The 26965-nt window shown below is 30.8% G+C and carries 19 protein-coding genes; 15 read left to right on the top strand and 4 right to left on the bottom strand.

Annotated elements, in window-relative coordinates; all coding sequences use genetic code 11:
• Positions 1-171: 171 nt before the first annotated feature.
• The 4 genes from H9661_RS06630 to H9661_RS06615 all read left to right on the top strand — a co-directional run bounded on the left by H9661_RS06630 (position 172) and on the right by H9661_RS06615 (position 6184).
• Positions 172-1560 carry a 6-phospho-beta-glucosidase gene (locus H9661_RS06630; protein WP_143315953.1) on the top strand — a complete coding sequence of 463 codons (1389 nt, stop codon included), beginning with the start codon at positions 172-174 and terminating at the stop codon, positions 1558-1560.
• 273 nt (positions 1561-1833) lie between these two features.
• A complete protein-coding gene (locus H9661_RS06625; RefSeq protein ID WP_191767984.1) occupies positions 1834-2904 on the top strand; it encodes an HD-GYP domain-containing protein in 1071 nt (356 codons plus the stop codon).
• Positions 2905-2920: 16 nt separating this feature from the next.
• A complete protein-coding gene (locus H9661_RS06620) occupies positions 2921-5767 on the top strand; it encodes a response regulator (protein ID WP_191767983.1) in 2847 nt (948 codons plus the stop codon).
• Between the two features lie 54 nt (positions 5768-5821).
• Entirely contained in the window at positions 5822-6184 is a 363-nt protein-coding gene (locus H9661_RS06615) for a response regulator (protein ID WP_143315950.1), read from the top strand.
• A 137-nt stretch (positions 6185-6321) separates the two neighbouring features.
• On the opposite strand, the gene H9661_RS06610 is transcribed toward H9661_RS06615, so the two are convergent.
• Positions 6322-7323: a helix-turn-helix domain-containing protein gene (locus H9661_RS06610; RefSeq protein ID WP_143315949.1), complete on the bottom strand. Its 1002-nt coding sequence runs from the start codon at positions 7321-7323 to the stop codon at positions 6322-6324.
• 256 nt (positions 7324-7579) lie between these two features.
• Between H9661_RS06610 and H9661_RS06605 the strand changes: the two genes are divergently transcribed.
• From H9661_RS06605 to H9661_RS06555, 11 genes are all read left to right on the top strand, one after another.
• Positions 7580-8524 (top strand): ABC transporter substrate-binding protein, encoded by a 945-nt coding sequence (locus H9661_RS06605; protein ID WP_143315948.1) that lies wholly within the window; start codon positions 7580-7582, stop codon positions 8522-8524.
• Positions 8511-9503: a FecCD family ABC transporter permease gene (locus H9661_RS06600; protein WP_143315947.1), complete on the top strand. Its 993-nt coding sequence runs from the start codon at positions 8511-8513 to the stop codon at positions 9501-9503. The genes H9661_RS06605 and H9661_RS06600 overlap by 14 nt, the downstream gene beginning before the upstream one ends.
• Position 9504: 1 nt before the next feature.
• Positions 9505-10512 carry a FecCD family ABC transporter permease gene (locus H9661_RS06595; protein ID WP_143315946.1) on the top strand — a complete coding sequence of 336 codons (1008 nt, stop codon included), beginning with the start codon at positions 9505-9507 and terminating at the stop codon, positions 10510-10512.
• Positions 10513-11301 (top strand): ABC transporter ATP-binding protein, encoded by a 789-nt coding sequence (locus H9661_RS06590; protein ID WP_191767982.1) that lies wholly within the window; start codon positions 10513-10515, stop codon positions 11299-11301. It begins immediately after the preceding gene.
• A gap of 1 nt (position 11302) precedes the next feature.
• Entirely contained in the window at positions 11303-12535 is a 1233-nt protein-coding gene (locus tag H9661_RS06585) for an MFS transporter (protein WP_143315944.1), read from the top strand.
• 350 nt (positions 12536-12885) lie between these two features.
• Complete coding sequence (locus H9661_RS06580; RefSeq protein WP_191767981.1) at positions 12886-14796, top strand: acyl-CoA dehydrogenase family protein; 1911 nt, start codon at positions 12886-12888, stop codon at positions 14794-14796.
• A gap of 165 nt (positions 14797-14961) precedes the next feature.
• Positions 14962-16161 (top strand): FprA family A-type flavoprotein, encoded by a 1200-nt coding sequence (locus tag H9661_RS06575; protein WP_191767980.1) that lies wholly within the window; start codon positions 14962-14964, stop codon positions 16159-16161.
• A 239-nt stretch (positions 16162-16400) separates the two neighbouring features.
• Entirely contained in the window at positions 16401-18197 is a 1797-nt protein-coding gene (locus H9661_RS06570) for a DUF6055 domain-containing protein (protein WP_207729645.1), read from the top strand.
• Positions 18198-18400: 203 nt separating this feature from the next.
• The gene (locus H9661_RS06565) at positions 18401-19324 is read left to right on the top strand and encodes a S66 peptidase family protein (protein WP_191767979.1); all 924 of its coding nucleotides are present in this window, start codon (positions 18401-18403) and stop codon (positions 19322-19324) included.
• 346 nt (positions 19325-19670) lie between these two features.
• Positions 19671-21146 carry a protein adenylyltransferase SelO gene (locus tag H9661_RS06560; protein WP_143315939.1) on the top strand — a complete coding sequence of 492 codons (1476 nt, stop codon included), beginning with the start codon at positions 19671-19673 and terminating at the stop codon, positions 21144-21146.
• Positions 21147-21356: 210 nt separating this feature from the next.
• Entirely contained in the window at positions 21357-23468 is a 2112-nt protein-coding gene (locus tag H9661_RS06555; RefSeq protein ID WP_191767978.1) for a methyl-accepting chemotaxis protein, read from the top strand.
• A 130-nt stretch (positions 23469-23598) separates the two neighbouring features.
• Here the strand turns inward: H9661_RS06555 and H9661_RS06550 are convergent, their stop codons facing one another.
• Genes H9661_RS06550 through H9661_RS06540 form a run of 3 tightly spaced genes read right to left on the bottom strand, consistent with a single transcriptional unit; the run spans position 23599 to position 26899 of the window.
• Positions 23599-24333, bottom strand: a complete 735-nt coding sequence (locus H9661_RS06550; protein ID WP_191767977.1) for an alpha/beta fold hydrolase — start codon at positions 24331-24333, stop codon at positions 23599-23601.
• 55 nt (positions 24334-24388) lie between these two features.
• Positions 24389-25393: a ketoacyl-ACP synthase III gene (locus H9661_RS06545; protein ID WP_191767976.1), complete on the bottom strand. Its 1005-nt coding sequence runs from the start codon at positions 25391-25393 to the stop codon at positions 24389-24391.
• Positions 25394-26899: a methyl-accepting chemotaxis protein gene (locus H9661_RS06540; protein WP_191767975.1), complete on the bottom strand. Its 1506-nt coding sequence runs from the start codon at positions 26897-26899 to the stop codon at positions 25394-25396.
• Between the last annotated feature and the right edge of the window lie 66 nt (positions 26900-26965).

The raw sequence follows: 26965 nt of genomic DNA, 5'->3' as shown, positions 1-26965 counted from the left end.
AATATCTAAGAGATGAGCTTTTTATATTTTAAATGGAAAGTTTCAGAAAGTTTCAAAAAAATATGTTTAGAATAATAATATTTAGAAAAAAGAATCAGAATATTATGCTTCTATAGACGAATAAGACTTTAATAAATATATTATAAGTAAAATAGTTTATGGAGGGATATTATGGAGAAGGCTATAAAAATCGTAACAATTGGAGGAGGAAGCAGCTATACACCGGAACTAATGGAAGGGTTTATTAAGAGATACGATGAACTTCCAATAAGTGAAATATGGTTAGTTGATATAGAAGATGGAAAAGAGAAGTTAGAGATTGTTGGAAAACTAGCTCAGCGTATGTGGGATGCAACTCCTTATAATGTTAAAGTGTTTACAACATTAAATAGAAAAGAAGCATTAAGAGGTGCAGATTTTGTAACAACACAATTTAGAGTAGGATTATTAGATGCAAGAATTAAAGATGAAAGAATACCAGCCCTGCATGGAATGTTAGGTCAAGAAACAAATGGAGCTGGTGGAATGTTTAAGGCCTTTAGGACAATTCCTGTAATAAAAGATATTGTTGAGGATATGGAAGAGTTATGTCCAGATGCATGGCTAATCAATTTTACTAATCCTAGTGGAATTATTACAGAAGCAGTTATTAAACATTTTGGATGGAAAAAGTGTATTGGTCTATGTAATGTTCCAGTAGTTTCAATGATGAGTGAACCCAAAATTGTTGGAAAGGATTTATCACAATTAAATTATCGGTTTGCTGGTTTAAATCATTTCCATTGGCATAAGGTTTTTGATGAAGATGGAAAAGAGATAACAGATAAGTTAATAGAACATATCAACGAAAAGGAAGGGGGAACTCCAGTAAATATCTTTCAAGCTGAATTTTCATTAGAGTTATTACATTCTGTAAATTTATTGCCTTGTGGATATCATCGTTATTACTATTCAGAAAAAGAGATGCTAGAACATAGTATAGAAGATTTCAAAAAAGGTGGAACTCGTGCAGAACAGATGAAAGAGGTAGAGGCAGCACTCTTTGAAGTGTATAGGAATCCAGACTTAAATAAAAAGCCTGAAGAGCTTCAAAAGCGTGGTGGTGCATATTATAGTGACGCAGCTTGTGAATGTATAAGTGCAATATATAATAATAAGAGAATTCATATGGTTGTAAGTACTGAAAATAATGGGGCTATACCTTGTCTTGATTCGGATTCTATAGTTGAAGTTTCTTCATTAATTTCTGCTAATGGGGCAGAACCAATTGCATGGGGAGAGATGGGATCCTTTGAAAAAGGCCAACTTCAAGTTATGAAAGCAATGGAAGAATGCACAATAAGTGCTGCATTATCCGGTGATTATGGAATGGCATTGCAGGCATTTACAATAAATCCATTAGTTCAAAAGGGAAGTGAAGCGATAGGAGTATTAAATGAATTATTAGTAGCGCATGAAAAGTATCTTCCACAATTTAAAGAAAAGATTAGGGAGCTAAAGGCACAAGGCATAGCATCAAAGGATCCTGTTGTAGTAGATTTGATGAAAAACGGGCACTAAAATAGTTTTGTGAGTTTAATTATATTAGTAGTAAAGTAGGTCAATATATATTATCTTAATAGTTAATGTATATTGACCTTTTTTACTCAAGTGGGTAGCGTAAATTAAAAGATATTCACTGTTATAATAGTGGGAACGTATGTTGAACTTATGTAGTAAAAGTTATGGGAATATGCTAATATTTTAATTAAGAATTGATACTTATTGCTCTTAGTTAACTACTTGGTAAGAGCATGACATTTTTTAGCGTAGTTATTACTTATGGAGGTTTATATGAGAATTGTCAGTGTCTCCAGCCTTAAGGGAGATGAAATACTTGGAAGGCAGATTTATGATGAATCAGGCAGAGTTTTACTTGGTGCTAACGTAAAACTTAGGCCTTATTATATTGAAAGAATTAAAGAACTTGGAATTAATTCAGTATATATTGACGATGATATGTCAAAAAATGTAGTTATTGAAGAAAGCATTTCTGAAAAGACAAGGCAAATGGGGAAACATGCGGTTAAGGAAATGGTTGAAAAATATTGTAGGGAAGGAAAAACTGATAATAACAGTGTTATGAATTCGGTAAATTCAGTTATTGAAGATGTACTTTCCAATAAAAATGTTTTGACAAACGTTTCTGAAATAAGTGCAAGTGATAATAATATATATTCACATTCAGTAAATGTTTGTGTGTTGTCTACAATAATAGGAACACATATGGGATACAATATGGTAAAACTTAGAGATATAGCAACAGGTGCATTACTCCATGATATAGGTAAAGTGAAAATTCTAAATGACAAGAAAATTTTATCGCAGTTTAAGACTAAGGAAGAATTAGATCAATATATTGAACTTATGCATCCAAAGGTTGGGTATGATTTTTTAGGAGAGCAATATGTTTGGACTGCATATGTTAAAGTAGCTGCATTAATGCATCATGAGAGAAGTGATGGTAGTGGTTATCCATTTAAGCTAAAGGGTGATGAAATAAATCAAATAGCAAAGATAGTATCCATCTGTGATGTTTTTGATAATTTAATAGCTGGTAGAGGCACGGAGCAATGTCGAACTGTATATGAGGTTATTGAATATCTTGTAGGGATGAGTAATATTTATTTTGATGAAGAAATGGTGAGAAAATTTACAATGAATATAGCTGCTTTTCCAACAGGAAGTGGAGTTATTTTAAGTTCAAAGGAAAAAGGGTTGGTAGTAAAGCAGAATAATTCCATGCCAATGAGGCCTGTAGTAAAAGTTATATATGATAAAGATGGCAATATGCTTTCAGAACCTTATGAAATTGATTTATTAGCGGAATTAACTCTTTTTATTATAAAAAACTGTGATATTTAAGTTTTGGAGGGAGTTTATGAGTAATAGAGGAAGTTATATGAATATAAGACATTCTAGTGATTATTTAAAACTAATTAATAACATTTTTCAGAAGTTTTTTGATGTAGATCGTATTAATTATCATGATGAGTTAAAAAAGACATTAGAAGAAATTGGTTTGTTTTTTAACTTAGATAGAGTTTATATATATTATTTTTCAAAAGATCCTACTTTTATGAAAATAGAATGCCAGTGGAATAGAGAATGTATAAGACCCAAAAGAGAAAGTATGCAAGAAGAAGTTGTTTATGCTCTTCCATGGTTGTTTCGTAAGATTAAGAATAATGATTTTGTCGCAATAGATAGTGTAGAGGAACTTTCTTCTGAAGCAATATTTGAGAAAGAAGCTTTCAGTATAGAGAAAATAAAATCTTTTTTAGCGATTCCATTAAAAAGTGATAAAGAATTAGTCGGGTTTATAGGTTATGAAAGTCTAGAAAAACCTATGAAATGGGAAGAGGAACAAATCAAAATATTAATAAATATTTCAAAGGTTTTTTCATATACAAGAGTAAGGCTGCTAAAGGAAAAAGAATATGAATCAATACTTAATGGACAAGCTATTTTGCTTAATAATTCAGAATCTCAGCTTTGGGCTTTGAAAAATGTTACTTCTTATGCCACTGTTAATGAAGCTCATGCAAAGTTTTTTGGGAAGAAGAAAAGTGATTTAGAATATCAAGACCTATATGATATATTTGATATAGATACTGCAAATAAGTTTTCTGAAGTTAGTTGGAAATTGTTTCAACAGAATGAACCAGCGGAAATGGAACTTGAAGTTAAGAATTGGAAGGGTGAAGATAGAATACTTCAAATTAAGAGTAAACCGCAATGGGATAAAGCAGGTAATATTAAATATCTTATTTGCACTGCTGAAGATATTACTGAAAAACGTTTGGCAGAAATTGAGTTATATAAGGCAAAAGAGCAAGCAGAAGCAGCAAATATTGCAAAGAGCCAATTCCTTGCCAATATGTCTCATGAAATAAGAACACCAATGAATGGGATATTTGGATTTCTTGAGCTTTTACAATCAACTGATTTGTCATTAGAGCAAAAAGAATTTATACGTGAAGCCAAATCTGTTTCAGATGTATTGTTATGTCTTATCAATGATATATTAGACTTTTCTAAGATTGAAGCTAAAAAATTAGTCATGGAACAAATTAAATTTAATTTAAGAACTACTATTGAAGATTCTGTTTCACTTCATGTTCCCCAGGCTACAGAAAAGGGACTAGATCTTTATTCAATGATTGATTCTAAAGTTCCAGAAGAAGTTATTGGAGATCCATCAAGGCTTAAGCAGATATTAAATAATCTTATAAGCAATGCAGTCAAATTTACTGAAAGTGGTGAAATTTCAGTTGCTGTTGATTATTTAGAGGAAGAGAATGAAGTAGCCTTGCTTAATTTTGAAGTGAAGGATACTGGCATTGGAATTCGTACTGAGGATGTCAGTAAGATTTTCAAATCTTTTAGTCAAGCAGATACTTCAACCACTAGGAAATATGGAGGAACTGGATTAGGACTAGCTATATCTAGCGAATTAGTTAAATTGATGGGTGGTGAAATTTCTGTTGAGAGTATACTGGGTGAAGGGTCAGTATTTAAATTTAATGTGAGATTACAGATAGGAAAAAGAGTCTGTAAGCAGAAATTTGATTTCGAAAAGTTTAATGATATAAATATCTTGATTGTTGATGGTAATGGTAATAGCAGAAAAGTTATTAGTTCATATATTCGTGAAACCGGACTTAAAATATTTGAAGCTGAAGATGCTACTAGTGCTATTACTACAATACTTTCAAATGCAAATACAGAAAATAAAATAAATATTGCTGTTATAGATTATCAAATGTCAGGAATGAATGGTTATGAACTTGCAACTACATTAAAAACAATACCATTTGCAAAGGATATTAAACTAATACTTTTAACTTCTTCAACTCAAAGAGGAGATGGCATTGCTGCCAAGAAATATGGCTTTTCGTCTTATTTGACTAAACCAGTTAAAAGAGACGATCTGTTAAATTGTATTGCAATAGCATTAAATTTAAAAAAAGCAGATAAAGAAGATAAAAAGACAGAGAAGTATGTGATTAACGAGGTTAAAGATGAATTAAGACCTAAGATTTTATTAGTTGAAGATAATGAAATGAATCGTAAAATTGTTATAAGCATGCTGAGATCTCGTGGAATGACTTGTGATGTAACGGTGAATGGTAGTGAAGCTGTTAAAGCGGTGAAAGGAAAAGATTATGATGTTGTATTTATGGATTGTCAAATGCCGATAATGGATGGGTATGAGAGTACACGTAAAATAAGGGCTATTGAAGGAAGTGAAAAGCATACTACAATTATTGCCATGACTGCTAATGCTATGGCAGGTGATTATGAAAAGTGTATTGAATCTGGAATGGATAATTATATTAGTAAGCCAATTAACTTTGATATTATGTTTAAGCTAATAGAAGATAATACTAAAGAGAGAGAGTTTGTAGCCGATTATAATAGTATAATAAATAATAATATTGATTACTTTATTGAAGAGACAGGACTTAGTAAAGATGATGCAAAAGAAATATTTGAAGATTACATAAAATGTCTACCAGATATGCTGACAGGTATTAACGATGCCATTAATGAAAATGATTTTGAAAAAGTAGCGAGGTTGACTCATGAGTTAAAAGGATCTGCTGGAACTTTAAGAATAACTTCAATTTATGAGTTGTCCGTAAATCTTGAAAAAGCAGCTGTTAGAAAAGAATTAGATAAATGTATTAAAGGTTTTAGTGAAATAAAAAATCTATTTTATTAAATGGACTTTAGGAAATAAGTAAATAATTTTTGAAAGATATAAAGGGGGACTAGGATGAAGAAGGTACTAATAATTGATGATTCATCATATATGCGAATGTTTTTGAAAAAGATAATAAAAAAAGATGGGCTGTATATGTTTTTTGAGGCATCAACAAAGGAGGAAGCATTAGAAAGTTTTAAGAATGTAAAACCGGATATTGTTACCTTAGATTTAAATATTTCTAATGTTAGAAGAGATGGTATTGATGTATTAACTGAGATAATGAATATTAATCCAGAAGCAGTTGTAATTGTTATATCTGCATCAGGATATGAAAATTATAAAGATGAATGTATGGCATTGGGAGCTAAGAGTTATCTTAAGAAGCCATTTGAAACTGAGACCTTATCGCAGATATTAGAAGAATATAAGTAAAAATATACATATATTTCTTGAAGCAAATTACTATTTATTATGATTATTGGAATATTACTTGGTAGTTAAAAAATATATATTTTGGTTAAGATAATTATTGAAAAACCCTTGTTAATTAACAAAGGGTTTTTAATTTTTTATTTTGTTTTTCTAAATTGTAATGGAGTTTTTCCATAGGTCTTTCTAAACATTTTAGAAAAATTTGCAGAGTAATTGTAACCTACTTTATAAGCTATCTCCTCAATGCTTAGATCTGTTGTAGATAAAAGATTAGCTGCGATAGTCATTCTAATATGATTTGTATATTCACCAATGGACATATGATAGTGTTTTGAGAATCCTGCTTTCAACTTTTGTTCGTTCAAAAATACTAATTTACTCAAATTCTCTATATTGGGTGGATTACAATAATTTTTCGATAAAATATCATGAGCTTTTTGAATAGAATGAATATCAGAGGAAGTTAACTTTATTATTCTGTTATTGCCAATATTAATGTTTCCATAGTTAATTTGATTAGTAAAAGCATTTTCCGGAGATTTAGTAATTTCATTTATTAAAATAGCAATACACTCAAGTATTTTGCTTTCTAAATAAATACTATTTAAAGAATTCTTGTTTGCTAGACTTTGCAACTGGTGAATAATCTCTACAATTTCTAAAGGCAAATAAGTATAGGTATAATTTTTAATTAAAGAATCAAAATCAATGATATTTGGAAAGTTAGGTTTTATTACCTCAGTAAAGTATTTTTCATATATAGTTATTTCGGTTCCATGATAATGTTGTCCTTTTTTCCATTTTTGATGGCCTTTTAAATCTTTTTCAATAACAAAGAAAGAAGAAGGCGTAAAAGAAGACACAGGATTATTTTCAATTTTAAATTCTGTAATTCCTTTATAGACTAGTCCAAAACGCATTAAATGTTCAGGATTAGCAAAAGATAAAGAAAAGTTCTCAGGAATAGTGTAGTCTGCAATACCTAAGTTATAATATCCTTCCCTTGCAAAACTAATCAGGTAACCAAGCTCAGGAGTATTTTTATTTGTATATAAAGTGTAATTTTCTTTTTTGATTTCGTTAAAGCCTAATTTATTTAATACTGCAGACTTAAATTCTTTGCTAGATTTTACGATCATAAAATTTCTCCTTCTATGGTGCCTTAAATTATTATAATAGCATGTAATAGGCAATATATCTAAGACTAGAATAATATAAGTATATTGAATAATTATTGATTTTACAAGTAAAAATAATTAAATAAGATGCAAAAATAATTAAATAAGATGCAAAAATAATTAAATAAGGTGAATACATTGAATTGATAATGAATATCATGTACAATTTGCTTTGTTAAGAAAAGATAGAATATAAATTCTGAAAGGAAGATAAGATATGGCAAAAAAATCAGTATTAAAAACATTTTTAGTTGCATGTATGACATCAATGCTTTTCGTTGGATGTACGAATACTTCTACAGTAAAGGAAGAAACCAAAACAGTTAAGGTAACTGATGTTAAAGGAGAGGTTGAAATACCAGAAAAGCCAGAAAGAATAGTAGATTTAAGTGGTAATAGTGATACTTTATCCATTTTAGGATATAACGTAATAGGAACTGCTAACAGTGATGCATATGATTATAAAAAACTACCTACATATTTAGAAGATACATTAAAAGATGCTACAATACTTGGCTATAGTATGCAAGATACTATGGATGTAGAAGCAATAATGAATTTAAAACCAGACTTAATCGTAATTTCAACAGTACAAGAAAAAATGTATGATCAATTAAGAGATATTGCTCCTACAGTGATGATTAAGTTAGAAGCATTAGATTGGAAAGAGGATGTTAAGGCTTTAGCGAAAGTATTTAATAAAGAAGAAGCTGCAAATACTTGGTTAGAAAACTATGATAAAAAGGCAAAAGAAGTTGGAGATAAGGTTAAAGAAACTTATGGGAAAGATACAACTTATCTTTCTTTCTTAGCTAGCGGAGGACAATTCTTTGTATTTGATGGAGCAGGATTTGGTAATATCTTATATAGAGATATGGGATTAAGTAGGCCTCAAGGTATGCCAAAACAAAGTGACATTAGTTTACCAGTAGTAACTTATGAAGGTTTAGCAGAAATTAAGGCAGATTATATATTTGTTATAGGAACAGATGAAGATTTAAAGGTTTTAGAAGGAAATGCTATATGGAATAGCTTACCTGCTGTGAAAAATGGTAAAGTTGTTAAGTTACCTTCATCACCTTACTTTAATCAAGGATATAGTTCAGTAGGGAGAGAATTACTTTTAGATGAAGCAATGGAGATGCTAAATGGAAAGAAGTAGTAAAGGTGCAATAACTTTTACAGTTTGTAGTATTTTTATTCTATTAATTGGGTTGTTTCTAGCCGTAAGTCTAGGAGCTACCCAAATTGGAATTTCAGAAATATGGCACAGTATCTTTAATTACAGTGAAAAACTTGATCTTGTACTAATTAGAGATGTGCGTATTCCGAGAGCACTTTCTGTATTACTAACAGGTGGGATTTTAGGAGTAACAGGAGCTATGATTCAAGGTGTTACAAGAAATCCGATAGCAGAACCTTCGCTCCTTGGTGTAAGCCAAGGAGCTACATTAGTTGTAGCTATCTTTTATGCAATCGGAATTTCAATAACTACTACAAATGTTATGATAGCATCGATGATTGGAGCATTAATTAGTGGAATTATAGTTATAGGATTTATATCAAAAAAGGCTAATAATAGTTCAATCACAAAAATACTACTAGCAGGAACTGCTATGAGTACATTTTTTATCTCTCTCACAACTATTGCAGGACTTTTATCAAATAAGTCTCAGTTAATTGCATTTTGGGTAGCTGGAGGCTTTAGAAATGCAACTTGGGCTGATTTTAAATTAGTTGCAGTAGTTGGAACTATAGGACTAATAATAGGAATTTTACTTTCAAATAAAATAAATGTGTTAAGTTTAGGGGATGATGTAGCAATAAGTCTAGGTCAAAATCCAGAACGAATAAGATTAATAACTTTACTTGTTATTATACCAATGTCTGCAGCAGCAGTAGCCGTTGGCAAAAATATTGCATTTGTTGGACTTATAGTTCCCCAAATTGTAAGAAAATTATTAGGAGAAGATTATAGGAAGAATATACCTTGTTCTTTTTTACTAGGAGCGGTAATTTTAACTTATTCTGATATTGTTGCAAGAATGTTCTATAATCCGTATGAAACACCAATCGGAATATTTACAGCTCTAATAGGAGTGCCATTCTTTATAATGGCAGCAAGAAAGGAGAAAGGCTAATATGGCAAAAAGAAACTTCAAAATAATATTCTTAATGTTATTTAGTCTACTGACATTATCACTACTTTTGTATTTAGGCTGGGGAACTTATAAAATATCACCTATAGATATTATAAAAACTATATTAGGACAGGGAACAAAATTTCAAAAATCAGCACTTTTTGATATTAGAATTCCTAGAATGTTAGTTGGAATATCTGTTGGAGTAGCTTTATCTACAGCTGGAGCATTGTTACAGACTATAACAAAAAATGAATTAGCTGATCCGGGGATAATTGGTATAAATGCAGGGGCGGCAGTAGCTGCTGTAATTTTTATTTCATTAAAAACTGCAAATTATTATAGTGAGCTTGGAAACTTATCAATTTATGTATTACCTTTTATGGCTATTTTAGGGGCAGGGATTTCAGCATTTACAATCTATTTCTTATCAAGTAAAGAAAGAATAAGACCAAGAAGATTGCTGTTAATTGGACTTGGAATAAATGCAGGGTTAAATGCCTTTATAACGTTCTTTACATTTAGAGGTGGGGTTAGTGATTATAATAGAGTTTTAGTTTGGATCTCAGGAAGTCTTTGGGGGTCAGGATGGAGCTATGCCAAAATAATAATTCCACTAGTAATTATAATGGTTATATTAACTGTACTAAATTATAAAAAGTTAGATGTATTGAATTTCTCAGATGAACATGCAACTTGTCTTGGACTAAATTTAAATAGAGAAAGAAAAAAGTTTTTAACATATGCGGTTATTCTTGCTGGGGGAGCAACAGCCTTTGCAGGGAATGTAGGATTTATAGGATTAATCTGTCCTCATATGGCAAGAAAATTGGTAGGACCTTATCATAAAAATTTTCTTTTGATATCTGCTTTAATAAGTGTAGTAATAATTTTACTTGCAGATGCAGTTTCAAGAAATTTATTTTCTCCAATTGAAATACCAGTAGGAATTACAATTTCAATATTTGGAGTACCATATTTTATTTATTTAATGATGAAGGAGAAATAAATGGAAGCTATTAGTGTAAAAAATTTATTCGTAGCCTATGAAAGTAATTTAATAATAGATAATATGAATCTTTCAATTCCAAAGGGTGAATTAAGTATAATAATTGGAGCAAATGGATGTGGAAAATCAACATTACTGAAAACTATAGCTAGGATAATAAAGCCTAAAAGTGGTGAAATTTTTATTAATGAGAAAAATATTAAAAAACAAAAAGAAAAAGATATAGCAACTCAAGTTGCATTTTTACCTCAAGGGCCAACTTGCCCAAGTGGAATTACTGTTAAAGAATTAGTTGCATATGGAAGATTTCCACATCAAAGGATGATAGGTGGACTTAATAGTCATGACAAGGAAGTTATTAATTGGGCAATTGAGGAAACTGGTCTTAAAGATTTTGCAGATAGAGAAATAGAAAATTTATCTGGAGGACAAAGACAAAGAGCTTGGATTGCAATGACTTTAGCTCAAGAAACAGACATAATTATGTTAGATGAGCCAACAACTTATTTAGATATGTCATATCAATTAGAAGTATTGGAGGTTCTAGAAAGATTAAATAAAAAGAAAAATATTACTGTTGTTATAGTTCTTCATGAGCTTAATAATGCTTGTAGATTTGCAAGTAATATCATCGGGCTAAAGAGGGGGAAAATTATTTGTAATGGTGCTCCTAAAGAAGTAATAACTAAAGAAAGTTTAAAAGAAATTTATGGGATAGATGCTAAGTTGCAATTAAGCGAAAACAAAAGTTATCCAATTTGCGTAGATTATGAACTTGTAAGGGGATAAAATGAAAAACAAAAATTTTATTATTGTAGTTATTGGACAGATAATTTCTCTATTGGGAAATGCAATTCAAAGATTTTGTATGTCCTTATATATTTTAGAGTTAACTGGCAGTGCTGCAGTTTTTTCAAGAATATTAGCCATTTCAACTATACCATACATAATATTTGCCCCAATTGCAGGGTTATTAGCAGATACTATAAATAGAAAAAAAATAATGATATATCTTGATTTTTTTAGTGCTGCTTTAATGTTTGTATATTCTCTAATAATAATTAATGGAAAAGATAATACAGTAATAGTGGGATTAGTAATGTTCCTATTGTCAATTATTTATACTTTATATAGTCCCTGTGTTACAGCTTGTATTCCTCAAATTGTTCAAAAAGAAAGTTTAGTGAAAGCAAATGGAATAATTCAACAGGTTGGAAATGTAGTAAATTTAGGTGGCCCAATAATAGCAGGTATGTTATATAGTTTGGTCGGTATAAAAGTTGTAGTAATAATAAATGGAATAAGTTTTTTACTTGCAGCTATTTTAGAATTATTTTTAGAAATTCCTGATTTAGGAACGAAAGAAAAGTTTGAAAAGCCAATTAGAAAATCTATTATGGAAATGATAAAGGTATTTAAATATTTAAAGGAAAAAAAGACAGTTATATTAGGTATTATACTTACGTATGCATTAATTAATATTTTTGTGGCGCCAATTTTAAGTATTATATCTCCATATTTTATAAATGTTAATTTAAAAATGCCTTCTAATGTGTATGGATTTATTGAAGCAATATTTGTTTTGGGGATGATAATAGGTGGATTATTAATTACTATAAGGTCTAAATTATTTACTATGAAAGTGTTACATAAAACTATGTACCCTATGATAATAGCTATAATTATTATGGGTATAGCTACTAATTTGAATAAAGAAAAAATATATATTATACTAGGACTTTATTCAATTGGAGGTCTTGGAATAATGTTATCAATATCCCTATCTAACATTATATCATTGACATATATTCAGAATGAAGTAAGACAAGATATGCTAGGGAAAGTTAGTGCTTTTTCTACTGCAGTTGCTACAATAAGTGTATCTCCTGGACAAGTATTATATGGACAGCTTTTAGAATGTGATTATAATCTTTTATATATTTTAATAGGTACAGGGATATTTAGTCTTTTAGTAGTGTGCTTTATAAAATGGAATAGTAGAAAAATTGAATATAATTTATAATATGCTATTAGAGGTATTAATAAGTTGATTAATGCCTCTAATAGCATAATTTTTATTAAAAGGACAACTGGAGTTAAATAATACAAATTATTATTTGATAATGATTTAAAGAGCATTTGCTTTAAAAATCAAGAAAAAGTGTTAAATAAAAATATAGATTAGTTTAATAAGAGATTCTAGTTTATTTAGAGAAAAATAAGAAATATATGGGAATTGAAAAGTATACCTACTAGGTATACAATTAGATCATAAGGTATAAAAAGTAAAAGTAGTAAAAGATTAAATAGGATTTTTATTTATCAATTAATTATTTAGCTTAATGAGCTATGTAAATTTGAGGAGGTGTATTTATGAGTTTTAAGACAACAGAACAACATGAAAATTTAAGAACAAAAATTAGAACATTTGCAGAAGAGGAAGTTAAGCCAATTGCTTTTATGTTAGATCAGGAAAATAAATTTCCTTCAGAAATAGTGCATAAGTTAGCTGAAATGGGGATGCTAGGAATACCATATACCAAAAAGTATGGTGGAGCAGGATTAGATATAATTAGTTATGCAATTGCTGTTGAAGAGTTATCAAGAGTAGATGGAGGTACAGGTGTAATTCTATCTGCCCATACATCTTTAGGAACATATCCAATTGCTGCATATGGGACAGATGAACAAAAGGAGAAATATTTAGTGCCACTTGCCAAAGGAGAGAAACTTGGTGCTTTTGGACTTACAGAAGAAAATGCAGGAAGCGATGCTGGTGGAACAGAAACTACTGCAGTTTTAGATGGGGACTATTATATTTTAAATGGAGAAAAAATATTTATTACCAATGGTGGTGAAGCAGATATATATGTTGTATTTGCTGTAACAACACCAGGGATAGGAACTCGTGGGATAAGCGCATTTATTGTAGAAAAAGGATGGGAAGGTTTTTCTTTTGGTAAGCATTATGACAAGATGGGAATTCGTTCATCAGCTACTGCAGAATTAATTTTTAATGATGTAAAAGTTCCTAAAGAAAATCTATTAGGAAAAGAGGGAGAGGGATTCAAGATTGCTATGTCCACATTAGATGGTGGTCGTATTGGTATTGCGTCTCAGGCCCTTGGTATAGCTCAAGGAGCATATGAACATGCATTAGAACATTCAAAAGAAAGAGTACAATTTGGGAAACCTATTTGTGCGCAACAAAGTATAGCATTTAAATTGGCTGATATGGCTACAAAGTTAAGAGCAGCTAGATTGCTTGTTTATAGTGCAGCAGAGTTAAAAGGAAAACATGAACCTTATAGCATGGAGGCTGCTATGTGTAAGCAATATGCTTCTGATATTTGCGTTGAGATTGTTAATGATGCTCTTCAGATATTTGGTGGAAGTGGATATTTGAAAGGCATGGAAGTTGAACGAGCTTATAGAGATGCAAAAATTTGTACAATTTATGAAGGAACTAATGAAATTCAGAGAGTTGTTATAGCTTCTCATATTATAGGTAAGATGCAAAAAAGCAATAAGGGTGAGGTTAAAAACTTACAATCTGAGCCAGCAACAGGTTATCGTAAGAAGATAATATTGAAAAAAGGAACTCCAGAAGAGAGGGTTAATGAACTTGTTGAAGCTCTTAAAAAGGATGGATATGATTTTACAGTTGGAATTCCAATAGATACTCCAATTAACAAAGCAGAAAGGGTAGTTAGTGTTGGTTTAGGTATAGGTGAAAAAGAAAATATGAAGTTAATAGAAGAACTTGCAGTTCAAGCTGGAGCAGCAATTGGCTCATCAAGACCGGTTGCAGAGACTTTAAAATACCTGCCATTAAACCGTTATGTAGGAATGTCTGGACAAAAATTTAAGGGAAACCTTTATATAGCTTGTGGGATTTCAGGGGCAGGACAACATCTAAAAGGAATAAAAGATGCTACAACAATTGTTGCAATAAATAATAATCCTAATGCAAAAATTTTTAAGAATGCTGATTATGGAATTGTTGGAGATTTAAAAGAGATATTGCCATTACTTACTGCTGCTTTGGATAATGGAGAACCAAAGAAAGGGGCTCCACCAATGAAGAAGATGAAGAGAGCGATTCCAAAGAAAACTGCTCAAACATGGAAACATTATGTGTGTAATGGATGTGGCTATGAGTATGATCCTGGAATAGGAGATAAGGAAGGAGAAATAGCTCCAGGTACATTGTTTGAAAATTTACCTGAAGAATGGACTTGCCCAGCTTGTAGTGAAGAAAAAGCCATGTTTATAGAAGTATAGTTTATCCGATAGCTAGCATCCGTAACACTCCCCCTTCTTCAAGTGGGAGATAACGGCTGCACGTTCATGGATAAGTTCAACTAAATTCAGCTGGAGTTAAAACTCCACCTGAAAAGTTTCACTTTATATAATTATGTATTTTAAATGTAAAGGAGGATTAAATATATGTATTGTGTTAGAAAAGTAACTGAAGATCTTTATTGGGTTGGAGGTAATGATAGAAGGCTTGCGCTTTTTGAAAATATTCATCCAATTCCAGGAGGAGTTTCATATAATTCGTATTTACTTTTGGATGAAAAAACAGTTTTGTTTGATACAGTAGATTGGTCAATTTGTCGTCAATTTCTTGAGAATATAAGGTCAGTTTTAGCTGATAGGGATTTAGATTATATAATAATAAACCATGTAGAACCAGATCATGCAGCATGTGTTGAAGAGATTATTCTTCGTTATCCTAATGTGAAAATTGTATGTACACAAAAGGCTGCTATGTTTATGAGGCAATTTGGATTTAATATCGGAGAGCAGGTGATTGAAGTAAAAGAAGGAGATAGTATGTCCTTTGGAAAACATGAGATGATATTTGTATCTGCTCCAATGGTACATTGGCCAGAAGCGATGGTAACTTTTGACACTACCGATGGAATACTATTTTCAGCAGATGCATTTGGATCTTTTGGATCTTTAGATGGTAAGTTATTTAATGATGAAGTTAATTATGATAGGGATTGGATTGATGATGCCAGAAGGTATTATACAAATATTGTAGGAAAATATGGACCACATGTTCAAAATCTTTTAAAGAAAGCTAGTAAACTTGATATTAAGTATATATGTCCGTTGCATGGATTAGTTTGGAGAAATGATTTTGGATATTTATTAGATAAATATGACAAATGGAGTCGCTATGAGCCAGAAGAAAAGGGAGTAATGATAGTATATGGAACAATGTATGGAGGTACAGAAGCTGCAGCTAATGATTTGGCAACAAGATTAGTGAAAAAAGGAATGACAAATGTAGTGATGTATGATGTTTCAAACACCCATGTTTCATATTTAATTTCTGAGGCATTTAAATATAGTCATGTAGTTTTGGCTTCAGTAACTTATAATTTAAAAATTTATCCACCTATGCTTAATTATATAATGGATATGAAAGCTTTAAATCTTCAAAAGCGTACATTTACTCTTATAGAAAATGGTTCATGGGCCCCTCAATCTGAGAAATTGATGCATGAGCTTTTGGATCAAATGAAAGAAATGACTATTTTAGAGAATGAAGTGTCATTAAATTCCATTATGAAAGAAGATGATTCTGAGCTGATGGAAGCTACTGCTGATAGTATTATTGAATCAATGAAGTAAGGTGAAAAGTATATATAGAAGAACCAACCTAAAAATATAATTTAAAGTTGGTTCTTTTATCATTTTAATTAAATTTGTCAACAAGTAATGGGTTATATTAAATAACTGACATATTGTATTTAGCGGCAAATAGAGGTATGTTTCGTGATTGGTGCTTTTTTACTCTTAAGATTGATTGTTGATTTTAGAAAAAAGCTATAAAATAATAGTAAATAAATCAAATATCTGGGGGGATTTAAATGATTTTAAAAAAAGTGTGTAAAACTTTAGGGATAATTATCTTATCTACTATTATCTTAAGTTCTATGGCTAATACAAATGCAGCAGTATCTAAGATTAATTCACTTCAAAAAAATACTGTAGTAAGTAGCACTTATATTGCTAGAGATTCATTTTATGATTTAAATGAAAAATCAGTTAACAGACTTTCATCAGAACATTTTCAAATTATATGGGGAAGTAATGATGAAACAGGTACTGTTAATGAAGATTTAGTTAGAGGTAATCTTCAAAATTTAGAAACTATTAGAGACTTTTATGTTAATGTAATGGGATTAGATGATACCAGTGTTTCTGTTAATAGTCCTATAAACTCTAGTAGTATTCACTATAAAACAAATCTATATATAAACAAGACAGGTTTATCTAAAATTACAGATGACTGGGCTTATATGTCAAGTGATGGTGATGGCTTTGCTTATTTAGCAGTTGAACCAGGAGCTATGAGAGTTGATGAACCAAGTTGGGTAATTCCTCATGAATATGCTCATGCTATTACGATGCATCAACGTGGGACAATAGCAGCACCTTGGTATGAAACATTGGCAAATTGGTTTAGAGATCAATATTTAGGAAGTACATACTATAGATATGGAGATCGTGTATATGGACCTACTTCAGATTTCTTTCAGCCAGTAGTTTTAAATTCAGATTACTATTTTCCGCATATGAAAAATTATTATGATGCTTGGCCATTTTTATTATATGTAACTGAAAACCCAGATAATATGAATGGGTTAGGGATGGATGTAATGAGAAAAATGCTTCATGATGGTAGTAATGAAATAATGTTTGATAAAATTCAAAGATTATCAGGTACATCTACTAAAGATATGTTAGGTGGATATGCTAGAAGAATGGTAACAATGGATTTTAGAAGACAATCTAGTTATACAAATTATTTAAATGATCTTCTTAAGGATAGTTCGAATTATGACAAGGTATATACAACATTAGAAAATACAAATGATGGATGGCTTAAGGTGACAGATTCAAGAGCGCCACAGCAGGGAGGGTATAATATTATTCCACTTAATATAGATATGAGTAGTAAACAAGTGTCAGTAAACTTCCAAGGAGACAAGTCAGTTTCAGGAGCAGATTTCCGTGCAAGTATTGTAACTAAGACAAGAGATGGTAAAACAAGATATTCAACTATGTGGAATAATGGTATTAACACTTTAAATCTTCAGGGAGATGAAGAAAAAGCGTATCTTGTGGTTTGTGCTACACCTGATGAAATGCTTGATTTAACTTCTTTTGATGTTAATGCAGTAGGAACAAAATATCCATATAAAGTGCAGGTATTAACAAGTGGTAAATCTGATGAAAAAGTTAATATAGCTTCAAAGGCAGTAGTTAGTACGTCATATTGTTCGGAATGGGAAAATATTAGTGCTCTAAATGATAGCTTTGATCCTATAAATTCAAATGATAGATCACATGCTGTTTATGGAAACTGGCCTGAAACTGGAACACAATGGGTTCAATATAAATTTGATAAAAAGTATACTATATCTCAAAGTGATGTATATTGGTTTAAAGATAATGGAGGAATAGATGTTCCAAAATCATATAAGATTCAGTATTGGAACGGAAATAAGTGGGTTGATGTAAAGAATGCCGTAGGTTATGGTACTGCTATAAATCAGTATAATACTACAACATTTACGCCTGTAACCACTAATTCTATAAGAATTCAAGTGGTTTCTAATGGCAGTGCATCTACAGGCATATTAGAATGGAAAGTAGAATGAATTAATAAGTAAAAATACATCACAAGTAATTTTAGCAACTATTTGAATAGTTTCATATAATATTCTAGTAATGATGATTAGGTTTTAGTAATTCTGTAAGTCTAAATTTTTTGCATCTAGATTATATGAGTAGGGGCATTAATAAGTGCAATTTTTGCGGAATTGTAGAGCTCTATCATTAAATGATTTAAAAGGTGATGAGAATGGCGATAAAACCACAAATTTTACGTCCCGGAGATACAATTGGAATAGTTACTTTAGGAAGCCCACTATATCCCGATGTCATTAATGCGGGAATACAAACTCTCGAGAATATGGGATTTAGCGTGCTTCTAGGGAAATATGTATATTCCTATAGTGGCTATATTGCAGCCACAGAACAGCAGAGAGCTGCAGATCTTATGGATATGTTTAGAAATCCAGTTGTGAAGGCTATTATACCTGCAAGAGGAGGAGTAGGCGTTGAAGGTATTATACAATATCTTGATTACTCTGTTATTGCACAGAACCCTAAAATTTTAACAGGGTATAGTGATATAACAATTTTGTTAAATGTTCTGTATATATGGGCTAATTTAATTACTTTTCACAGTCTTCTTTTAATAGACTTTAAACCTACTACCCCTGAATACAATATGGATCAGTTCTTCATGGCAACATCTACACTTACTTCACCAAGGAGGCTTGAAAATCCTCCTGGAAGACCTTTAATAAGCAGAGTGCCTGGAAATGTAACAGGGCCTATAGTTGGAGGTAATCTTGCATCCTTTGTAGGTAGCATTGGAACCCCATTTGAAGTTGATACTAGAGGGAAGATAATATTGATTGAAGAAGTTCATGAACCTGTTAACACAGTATACAGGTATATATATCATCTTATTGCAGCAGGTAAATTTAAAGACTGTGCAGGTATTATCATGGGGCAATGTTCACATTGTCAGCCAGCATATGATAAGACATATGCGGACTTAATTAATGAAGTTATGGTTCCACTTAACAAACCTCTTATGACAAATTTAGCAACAGGGCATGGTACATACAAAATGGCCATACCTATAGGTGCAGAGGCTAACCTTAACACTTATGAGAATACATTGACTATACTTGAACCAACAGTGCGAATATAAAAAGAAAACAATTTTTTTAATTTAAAAAAAATTATTTTTTAGAACTATAATTAGAAAATATAATGTTTGCAAAAACCGTATTATTCATAATTGAATATTACGGTTTTTTTATCTTATTTCAAAAGTTGTACATTGATAACAATAAATGAAGCAGTAAGGACTATTTCCAAAAACTCTATAAGGATAAAAAGAGTATAATAAGCCTTATAGAAGTAGAGACTAAAATGGAAGGTAATATAATAGGTTTATTTAGAATTTAGGTAAGAAAAATATTATGATTATCTGTAATTTTATTTTTTTGAGAAGTTTTAATTTCATATGTAGCAGATAGAAGAAAGGAGATATTATGACAGAGATGAAAGTAATGATAGAAACAGGATGGAATTTGGATAATAGTTATGCTCGTTTGCCTGAATCATTTTTTGCTGATCTTAAGCCAACTCCTGTAAGTTCTCCTAAATTAGTTGCATTTAATGAGAATTTAGCAAGTTCACTTGGATTAAACGTTAAGGAGTTACAAAAAGTTGAAGGGGTAGATGTGTTTGCTGGCAATAGGATTCCAGGAGGTGCTAGACCTCTTGCACAAGCTTATGCAGGGCATCAATTTGGACATTTTACTATGTTAGGTGATGGTCGAGCATTATTAATTGGGGAACATATTACTCCTTTAGGAGAAAGAGTAGATATTCAACTTAAAGGCTCAGGAAGAACACCATATTCTCGTGGTGGGGATGGAAGAGCGGCTCTTGGACCAATGTTAAGAGAATATATAATTAGCGAGGCAATGTATGGACTTGGTATTCCTACTACACGTAGCTTAGCAGTGGTTACAACTGGTGAAACAGTATATAGAGAAACAGAGCAAATTGGTGCAATTCTTACCCGTGTAGCATCCAGTCATATACGTGTTGGAACTTTTCAGTATGCTTCAAAATGGTGTGACACTGAAGAATTACGTGCTTTGGCTGATTATGTATTAAAAAGACATTTTCCAGATGTCAATAGCAAAGAAAATGCTTATCTCCACCTGCTTCAAGAAGTCATTAATGGGCAAGCTTCATTGATCGCTAAGTGGCAGTTGGTTGGGTTTATCCATGGAGTTATGAATACAGATAATATGACTATTAGTGGAGAAACTATTGACTATGGACCTTGTGCCTTTATGGATACATATGATCCCAAAACAGTATTTAGCTCTATTGATATTCGTGGCAGATATGCTTATGGGAACCAACCTAGCATAGCAGAATGGAATTTAGCTAGATTTGCAGAAACACTATTACCATTATTACATCAAGATAGAGAACAAGCTATTAAATTAGCACAGGATTCTCTTTCGGATTTTGCAGAACTTTATAATAAGAACTTGTTATCAGGAATGAGAGATAAATTAGGTATATTTAATGAAGAGGAGCAGGATAAACATCTTATTGAAGGATTACTTAATATAATGGAGAAATATAAAGCAGATTATACTAATACTTTCCGTCAGTTAACTCTAGAAGATTTTGAGGATACGCCTTTATTTAGAAGTGATGAATTTACTAGGTGGTATGAGTTATGGAGAGATAGATTAGATAGACAACAAGAAACAAAAGAGGATTCCAAGCGGTTGATGAAAAATAGTAATCCCGCAGTTATACCTCGTAATTATCGAGTGGAAGAAGCTCTAGAGGCTGCAGTTAAAGCTGGAGATTATAATATTATGAATAAACTACTCAGTGTTCTTTCTAATCCCTTTGCATATTCAGAAGAGCAAAAAGAGTATTCTATTTTGCCAAAGGAATCAACTTGTGGCTATCGAACATTTTGCGGTACTTAATATTAAAGCCATAAAATCAAAAGAAATAGTTTTTAGATCCCGAGTAAGAAAACACTCGGGTTTAATTTTACTTTAAAATTATTAGAAAGATAGGAAAAGTATTTTAAAGAATTGAGAAGTCTTGTCGAATAATATATAATATAATAGGAGTATTTTTTGTTTAAAGTTAAAATAAATAATACGATTTCAAAGATTATGGAGGTATAAAGATTGAAAAAGCTTTTAAAACCAGCAGTAGCATTACTAAGTAGATTAAAATATTCAGCCAAGTTCTTAGTAATTTTATTATGCTTTATGATTCCTTTGATATTTATTCAAATAACTTACTTAAGGGATTTAAATGGAAAAGTTAAGGTTTTGGATAATCAACAAATTGGGTTGGGATTAAATGAAAAGATAACTTCCTTAATAATGTATGTTCCACAACATCGTGGATTATCTTCAACTTATCTTGGTGGAAGAACAGATGTAAAAGGAAAAGTTGATGAGGCACAAAGTCAAATAGACAAAGTAATTGTGGCGATAAATGATGAAATTGCAAAAGATGGAGAAGGGTTCAATCTGAAAGATGAGTGGGGAAAAATAGAGAATCAGTGGTCGACATTAAAAGAAGAAAATTTTAAGTTGTCTCAAGTAGATTCCTTTAAAAAACATACAGAACTAATGGATAGTATAATTAAATTTAATGTGAAGGTAGCAGAAGCAACACAGCTTTCACCAGATTCAAAATTGGAAAAATATTACCTAGTTGATTGTATAATAGATAAATTTCCTGTTGTAACAGAATACATGGGACAAGCTCGAGGTAAAGGCTCAGGGGTATTAGCTCAAAAGTCAATGTCTGATGATGACTATTCATTATTAGTATTTCAAACAAAATCTATAGCAGAAGCATTAAAGGGGTCTTCACAACAACTAAACTATGTATATGAAAAAAATTCAAATGCAAAGAAATCGCTATATGAGTTGGATGAAAATTCGCGAGAAGCAGGAGATAAAGTTGTAAATATACTACAGGAAAACATAATTAAAGAGAAAAACAATTTAACATTTGATGCAACAAAGTATTATGATACAACTACAGTAGCAATTAATGAAGTATTTAAGTTATATAATGAAACATTTAATGTTATCGATGAGATGATTGTAGAAGAAAAAAATGATCTTGCAAGTCAAAAAGCAATTTTATATGTAATTTATTTTAGTACTATAACTATACTTATTTATATATTTGCAGGATTTTATGTGAATATTAGAGATTCTATATTAGACATTCAGTTAGCCACAAGCAAAATAGCAGAAGGTGATTTAACTGCTATGACTAATCTGAATAGCAAGGATGAGATGGGTAAGTTAAGTAAGTATTTCAATAAGATGTCACAGGAATTAAGAGAACTTGTATTGAAGATAAAGCAAGCTTCAAATCATGTAGCATTATCTTCAGAGGAGATGGTGATAAGTGCTGGCAAGACATCAAAAGCAGCAGAAGAAGTATCTCTAACACTGCAAAATGTTGCTGATGGTGCTAGTGAGCAAATTGAAAGTATAAATGAAGCTACTGAATCTATTTCAAAAATGTCTGTAGGTATTAACAAGATATTTGCTAATGGTGAAGAAGTTTCTAGATTATCAGAAAATGCTTATAAAGCATCAAAAAGTGGAACTGAAATAGTTGATTCTGTAGTTAATCAGATGAATGAAATAAGTATTGGAACTCAAGAAACAGCAGGTGTCATAAAGAATCTTGGTAGATATTCAGAAGAAATTGAAAAGATAATTGAGATAATTAAAGATATTAGTGAACAAACAAATCTTTTAGCATTAAATGCGGCTATTGAAGCGGCAAGAGCAGGAGAGTTAGGTCGTGGATTTGCTGTTGTGTCTGATGAAGTAAGAAATCTTGCAGAGCAATCAAGTGTTTCAGCAGAACAGATTTCATCAATAATACGTGATATTCAAAGTGAGATGGCTAAGGCTGTAGCGTCCACAGAAAAAGAAGTAGAAAAGGTTAAAGTAGGTATTGATAAAACGAATTTAGTAAGTAGTGTATTTGAAGATATTGAATATGCTGTATCAAATATGAGCGTGAAAACTAAAGAAATGACAATGTCTATGGAAGAAATTGCTGTTCAAAATAAGCAGGTTATCAAAAATATAGAAGTACTTGAGAAAACAGCAAAAGGAAATGCTAATTCAAGTATAGATACTGCTGCAGCAAGTCAAGAACAATTAGCTGTATTAGAAGAGATAACAAAAGAGGCTAAGGGACTTTCTCAATCAGCTGAGAACTTAAATATGGCAATAACAAAGTTTAATATATAATTGTATACAGAAGGAAAGAATCTATATTAACAATAATTAAAGGTAAATTAATTTCTAATTGTAAAATATAGATAGGTAAAAGCCTGAAGCTAGTTAAAGTATTAGCTTTAGGCTTTTATATTTTAAATATTTATTCTTTTAGCATAAATTCTTTAATAAGTTGGGAAACATAGCTTTTTTTAGCTATTGGTAGCATATGCCTTACTCCAGGAACAATAATTAACTGAGAATCTTTAATTCCATCTTTCATTACGTAGGAGTATTCCGGTATTGTGAGAATATCATCATTACCTACCATAATCAATGTTGGAATATTGATATTGCTCATAACATTTGTTATATCAACTTTTACATTTATATTAAAATCTTTAAGCATAACCTCTGATGGTTCGAGGGTTAGTATAGTTTTTAATACATTTAAATTGGTAAAAGAACCAAGACACTTACAAATATAAATCCAATTTACTTTATTATTATCCACCATATCATAAACTTTCTGATCAAATTTATCAAATTTAGCCCCAGAACTTATAAGAACAAGTTTCTTTATTGTATGAACAGATCTTGCAGCAACACCTAAACATATGGTGCCACCTAGTGAATGACCTATTAGTGTAACATTATCTATATTGGCCACAAATTTTTCAACAGCATCTATATATTCTTCTACTTTAGTACAATTCATATTATCTGATTTGCCGTGATCAGGTAAATCTATTAAATAACAATTACAGTTATTTAATTTTTTTGATAGTGGTCTTAAAAAATTATGATTACATCCTGAACCGTGAACGAATACTAAATTTTCTTTTGTTGATGAATTTTCAATTAATTCATAATAAATACCATTAATTTTATCATGCATTAAACAGAGCCCCCTTTATGTACTAATTAGTTTTCTTGATAGGCTTATATGAAAATTAATATGTAAATAGGACACATGCACAAGTTGTACCTGCTCCTACGGACCAAAAAATTATATTATCACCTGATTTGATATCTTCATTTTCAATAGATCTTGCAAGTGCTAAAAATGGACTTGTAGTACCTGTATAACCAAACTCATTACTGATAAACGTAAACTTGTTGATATCTTCATCCATCTCATTGCATACTTGTTCGATGCTTTTTTTAGCAAATTGTGAAATGAAATATCTTTTTATATCTTTTTTAGTGAGGTTATTTCGCTCAAGTAATTCTTCTATAGAAATTTTAGCACTATAGAAAGCACCATCAAAGTTAAATGGAATCCACGTAACTAACTTATCCTTTACTTGTAGTTTACGGTCGTGAATTGTAGATGATAAACCTTTAGCAGGCATAAGGATTTTATCGCAATTACTGGAGTTTGTGTAAAAGTCTGAATCTATAAAACCACGTTCAGTATTTTGAGTGTTTTCCAATACTATTGCACAAGCAGCATCACCAGAAATTGAATAAACTGTAGGTTCATTGAATCTGGAATATTTATTAAGTTGATCTGCCCCAACAATAAGAGCGTACTTTATATTGGGGTTATCTCTCATAGTTCTACTAACTTGATCTAAAGCAACAATCATACCAACACAATTAGCATTTACATCATAAACTGCTGTTTTTTGACCAGCACTTATTGCATTGTGTATTTTCATAGCATTGGTAGGAGAAAGATATTCAGGTGTTCCAGTTGAAAAAACTATTAAATTTAATTCAGATGGTTTAACATTAGTTTTTTCTAAAACTTTATTAACTGCATTAATACCCATTGTAACTATAGTTTCATTAACATCATCTGAAATATATCTAAGATCTGATCCTGTGACAGCAAGGTAGTTTCTAATATCTTCACCTTGTTTTTCAAAATGTTCTATAAAGTAATCATTTCCTACTTGGTTTTCTGGATGATAGTAAGCTATTCCTTTGATAACTGAATTATGAAGTCTCATTTATTTTATCTCTCCTTCATTGTTATTTTTATTTAGTATTTCTGATAGGTGTTGAGTTATATCTTGAACTTTATCTAAGGATTTAATAATATTTTCACAGGTAGCTGCCTGCTCTTCTGTGGAAGCACTAACTTCTTCAGTTGAGGCAGAATACTGCTCAGAAATAGATGCGAGTGTATACATAGATTTTAATAAAGTATCTTTAAAAGCACTGATGTTAGCTAGTTCACTAGATAGCATATTTATCAATTTAATTATATCCTCTGAGGAAAGAACAATATTGTTGAAAGATTCTATTGTAATATCCAATTTGTCATTTGATTCTTTTTCTAGAGTTTTAGTATGTTTCATTGTGTGTTGTGTTTTTTCAATAACATTGATTATTTCACCTAAAATATCACTTACTTTGCAGGTTGAATCCGTAGACTGTTCTGCAAGTTTTCTTATTTCTTCTGCAACAACTGAAAATCCACGTCCAGATTCACCTGCTCTTGCAGCTTCAATAGCCGCATTTAATGCGAGTAAGTTAGTTTGATCTGCAATTTCAGTAATTGTTTTTATTATGTTGCCAATTGAATTTGACTTTTCGGATAAGTTATTTATTTGTAGAAGTACTTCTTCAGAGGCTTTCGTATTCTCAGTAAATTTATTTGAAAGGTCATTAATTGATTTAAGGCCCAAATCGTTATTCAATTTCAAGTTATTCATGCTTTCAATTGTTTTTTTGATTTCACTTTCTGAATTAGTAATTTTTTCAGATAACTGATTAAAAATATTCAAACTTTCAGTTACTTCCTGAGTTTGATTGATTGAACCAGAAGCAATTTCTTGTGTAGATTCTGCAATTTGGTGGGACATTTCATTAAATTGATCTAATGATTGATAAATATTACCAGATGTGTTTTTAAGTGTAGCAAATACTTGATTTGCATTTTCTGATACTTTTTTTTGGTCGTTATATAATTGTGAAGTTTCTTTTTCTTTTTTTTCAATATTTTTAAATAATTTATAGGTTTCATTAGCAATAATTGCAGCTATTGCTGATGCTAGGATAAATTCTATGCAAACAAATACCCATACAGGTAAGTTATTCATAATTAAAAATTGATTTGGATAGAGTATGAAAAGTAGTGCATTTAAGGATATTGTAGCAATAGAATACACAATTACAACGCTCTTGTCATAATAAGCACTAGCTACTATAAGCATAAGAAAATAACCTTGTGTAATGGCACCAAAACGACCATCACCTGAATAGGCTATAGTTATCGCTGCAGCTAGAGGTAGGTTTACCATATAAAGGTACTTTGCATATTTTTTTAATGGTTTTTCTAGCATTTTTATAATCACACTACCTACTAACATTATAAAGACTATGGCATCTCTTGAGTTTCCACCTAGAAAAAACCTTACAAATATAAATGCTGGAAAAGGTAATAAAAGATTAATTATAAATACAATAAGATTCATTTGTTTTTCTTTACCGTTTAACATGTCTAATTTCATAATAATCCTCCTAGAGTTAATAGACTCATTAAAATAATTTTGATTATTCAATCTATAAATGAGTAA

The organism is Clostridium cibarium (assembly GCF_014836335.1).
Lineage (GTDB): Bacteria > Bacillota > Clostridia > Clostridiales > Clostridiaceae > Clostridium > Clostridium cibarium.
The sequence above is the reverse complement of the archived record's forward strand: the minus strand, read 5'-3'. Positions and strand labels throughout refer to the sequence as shown.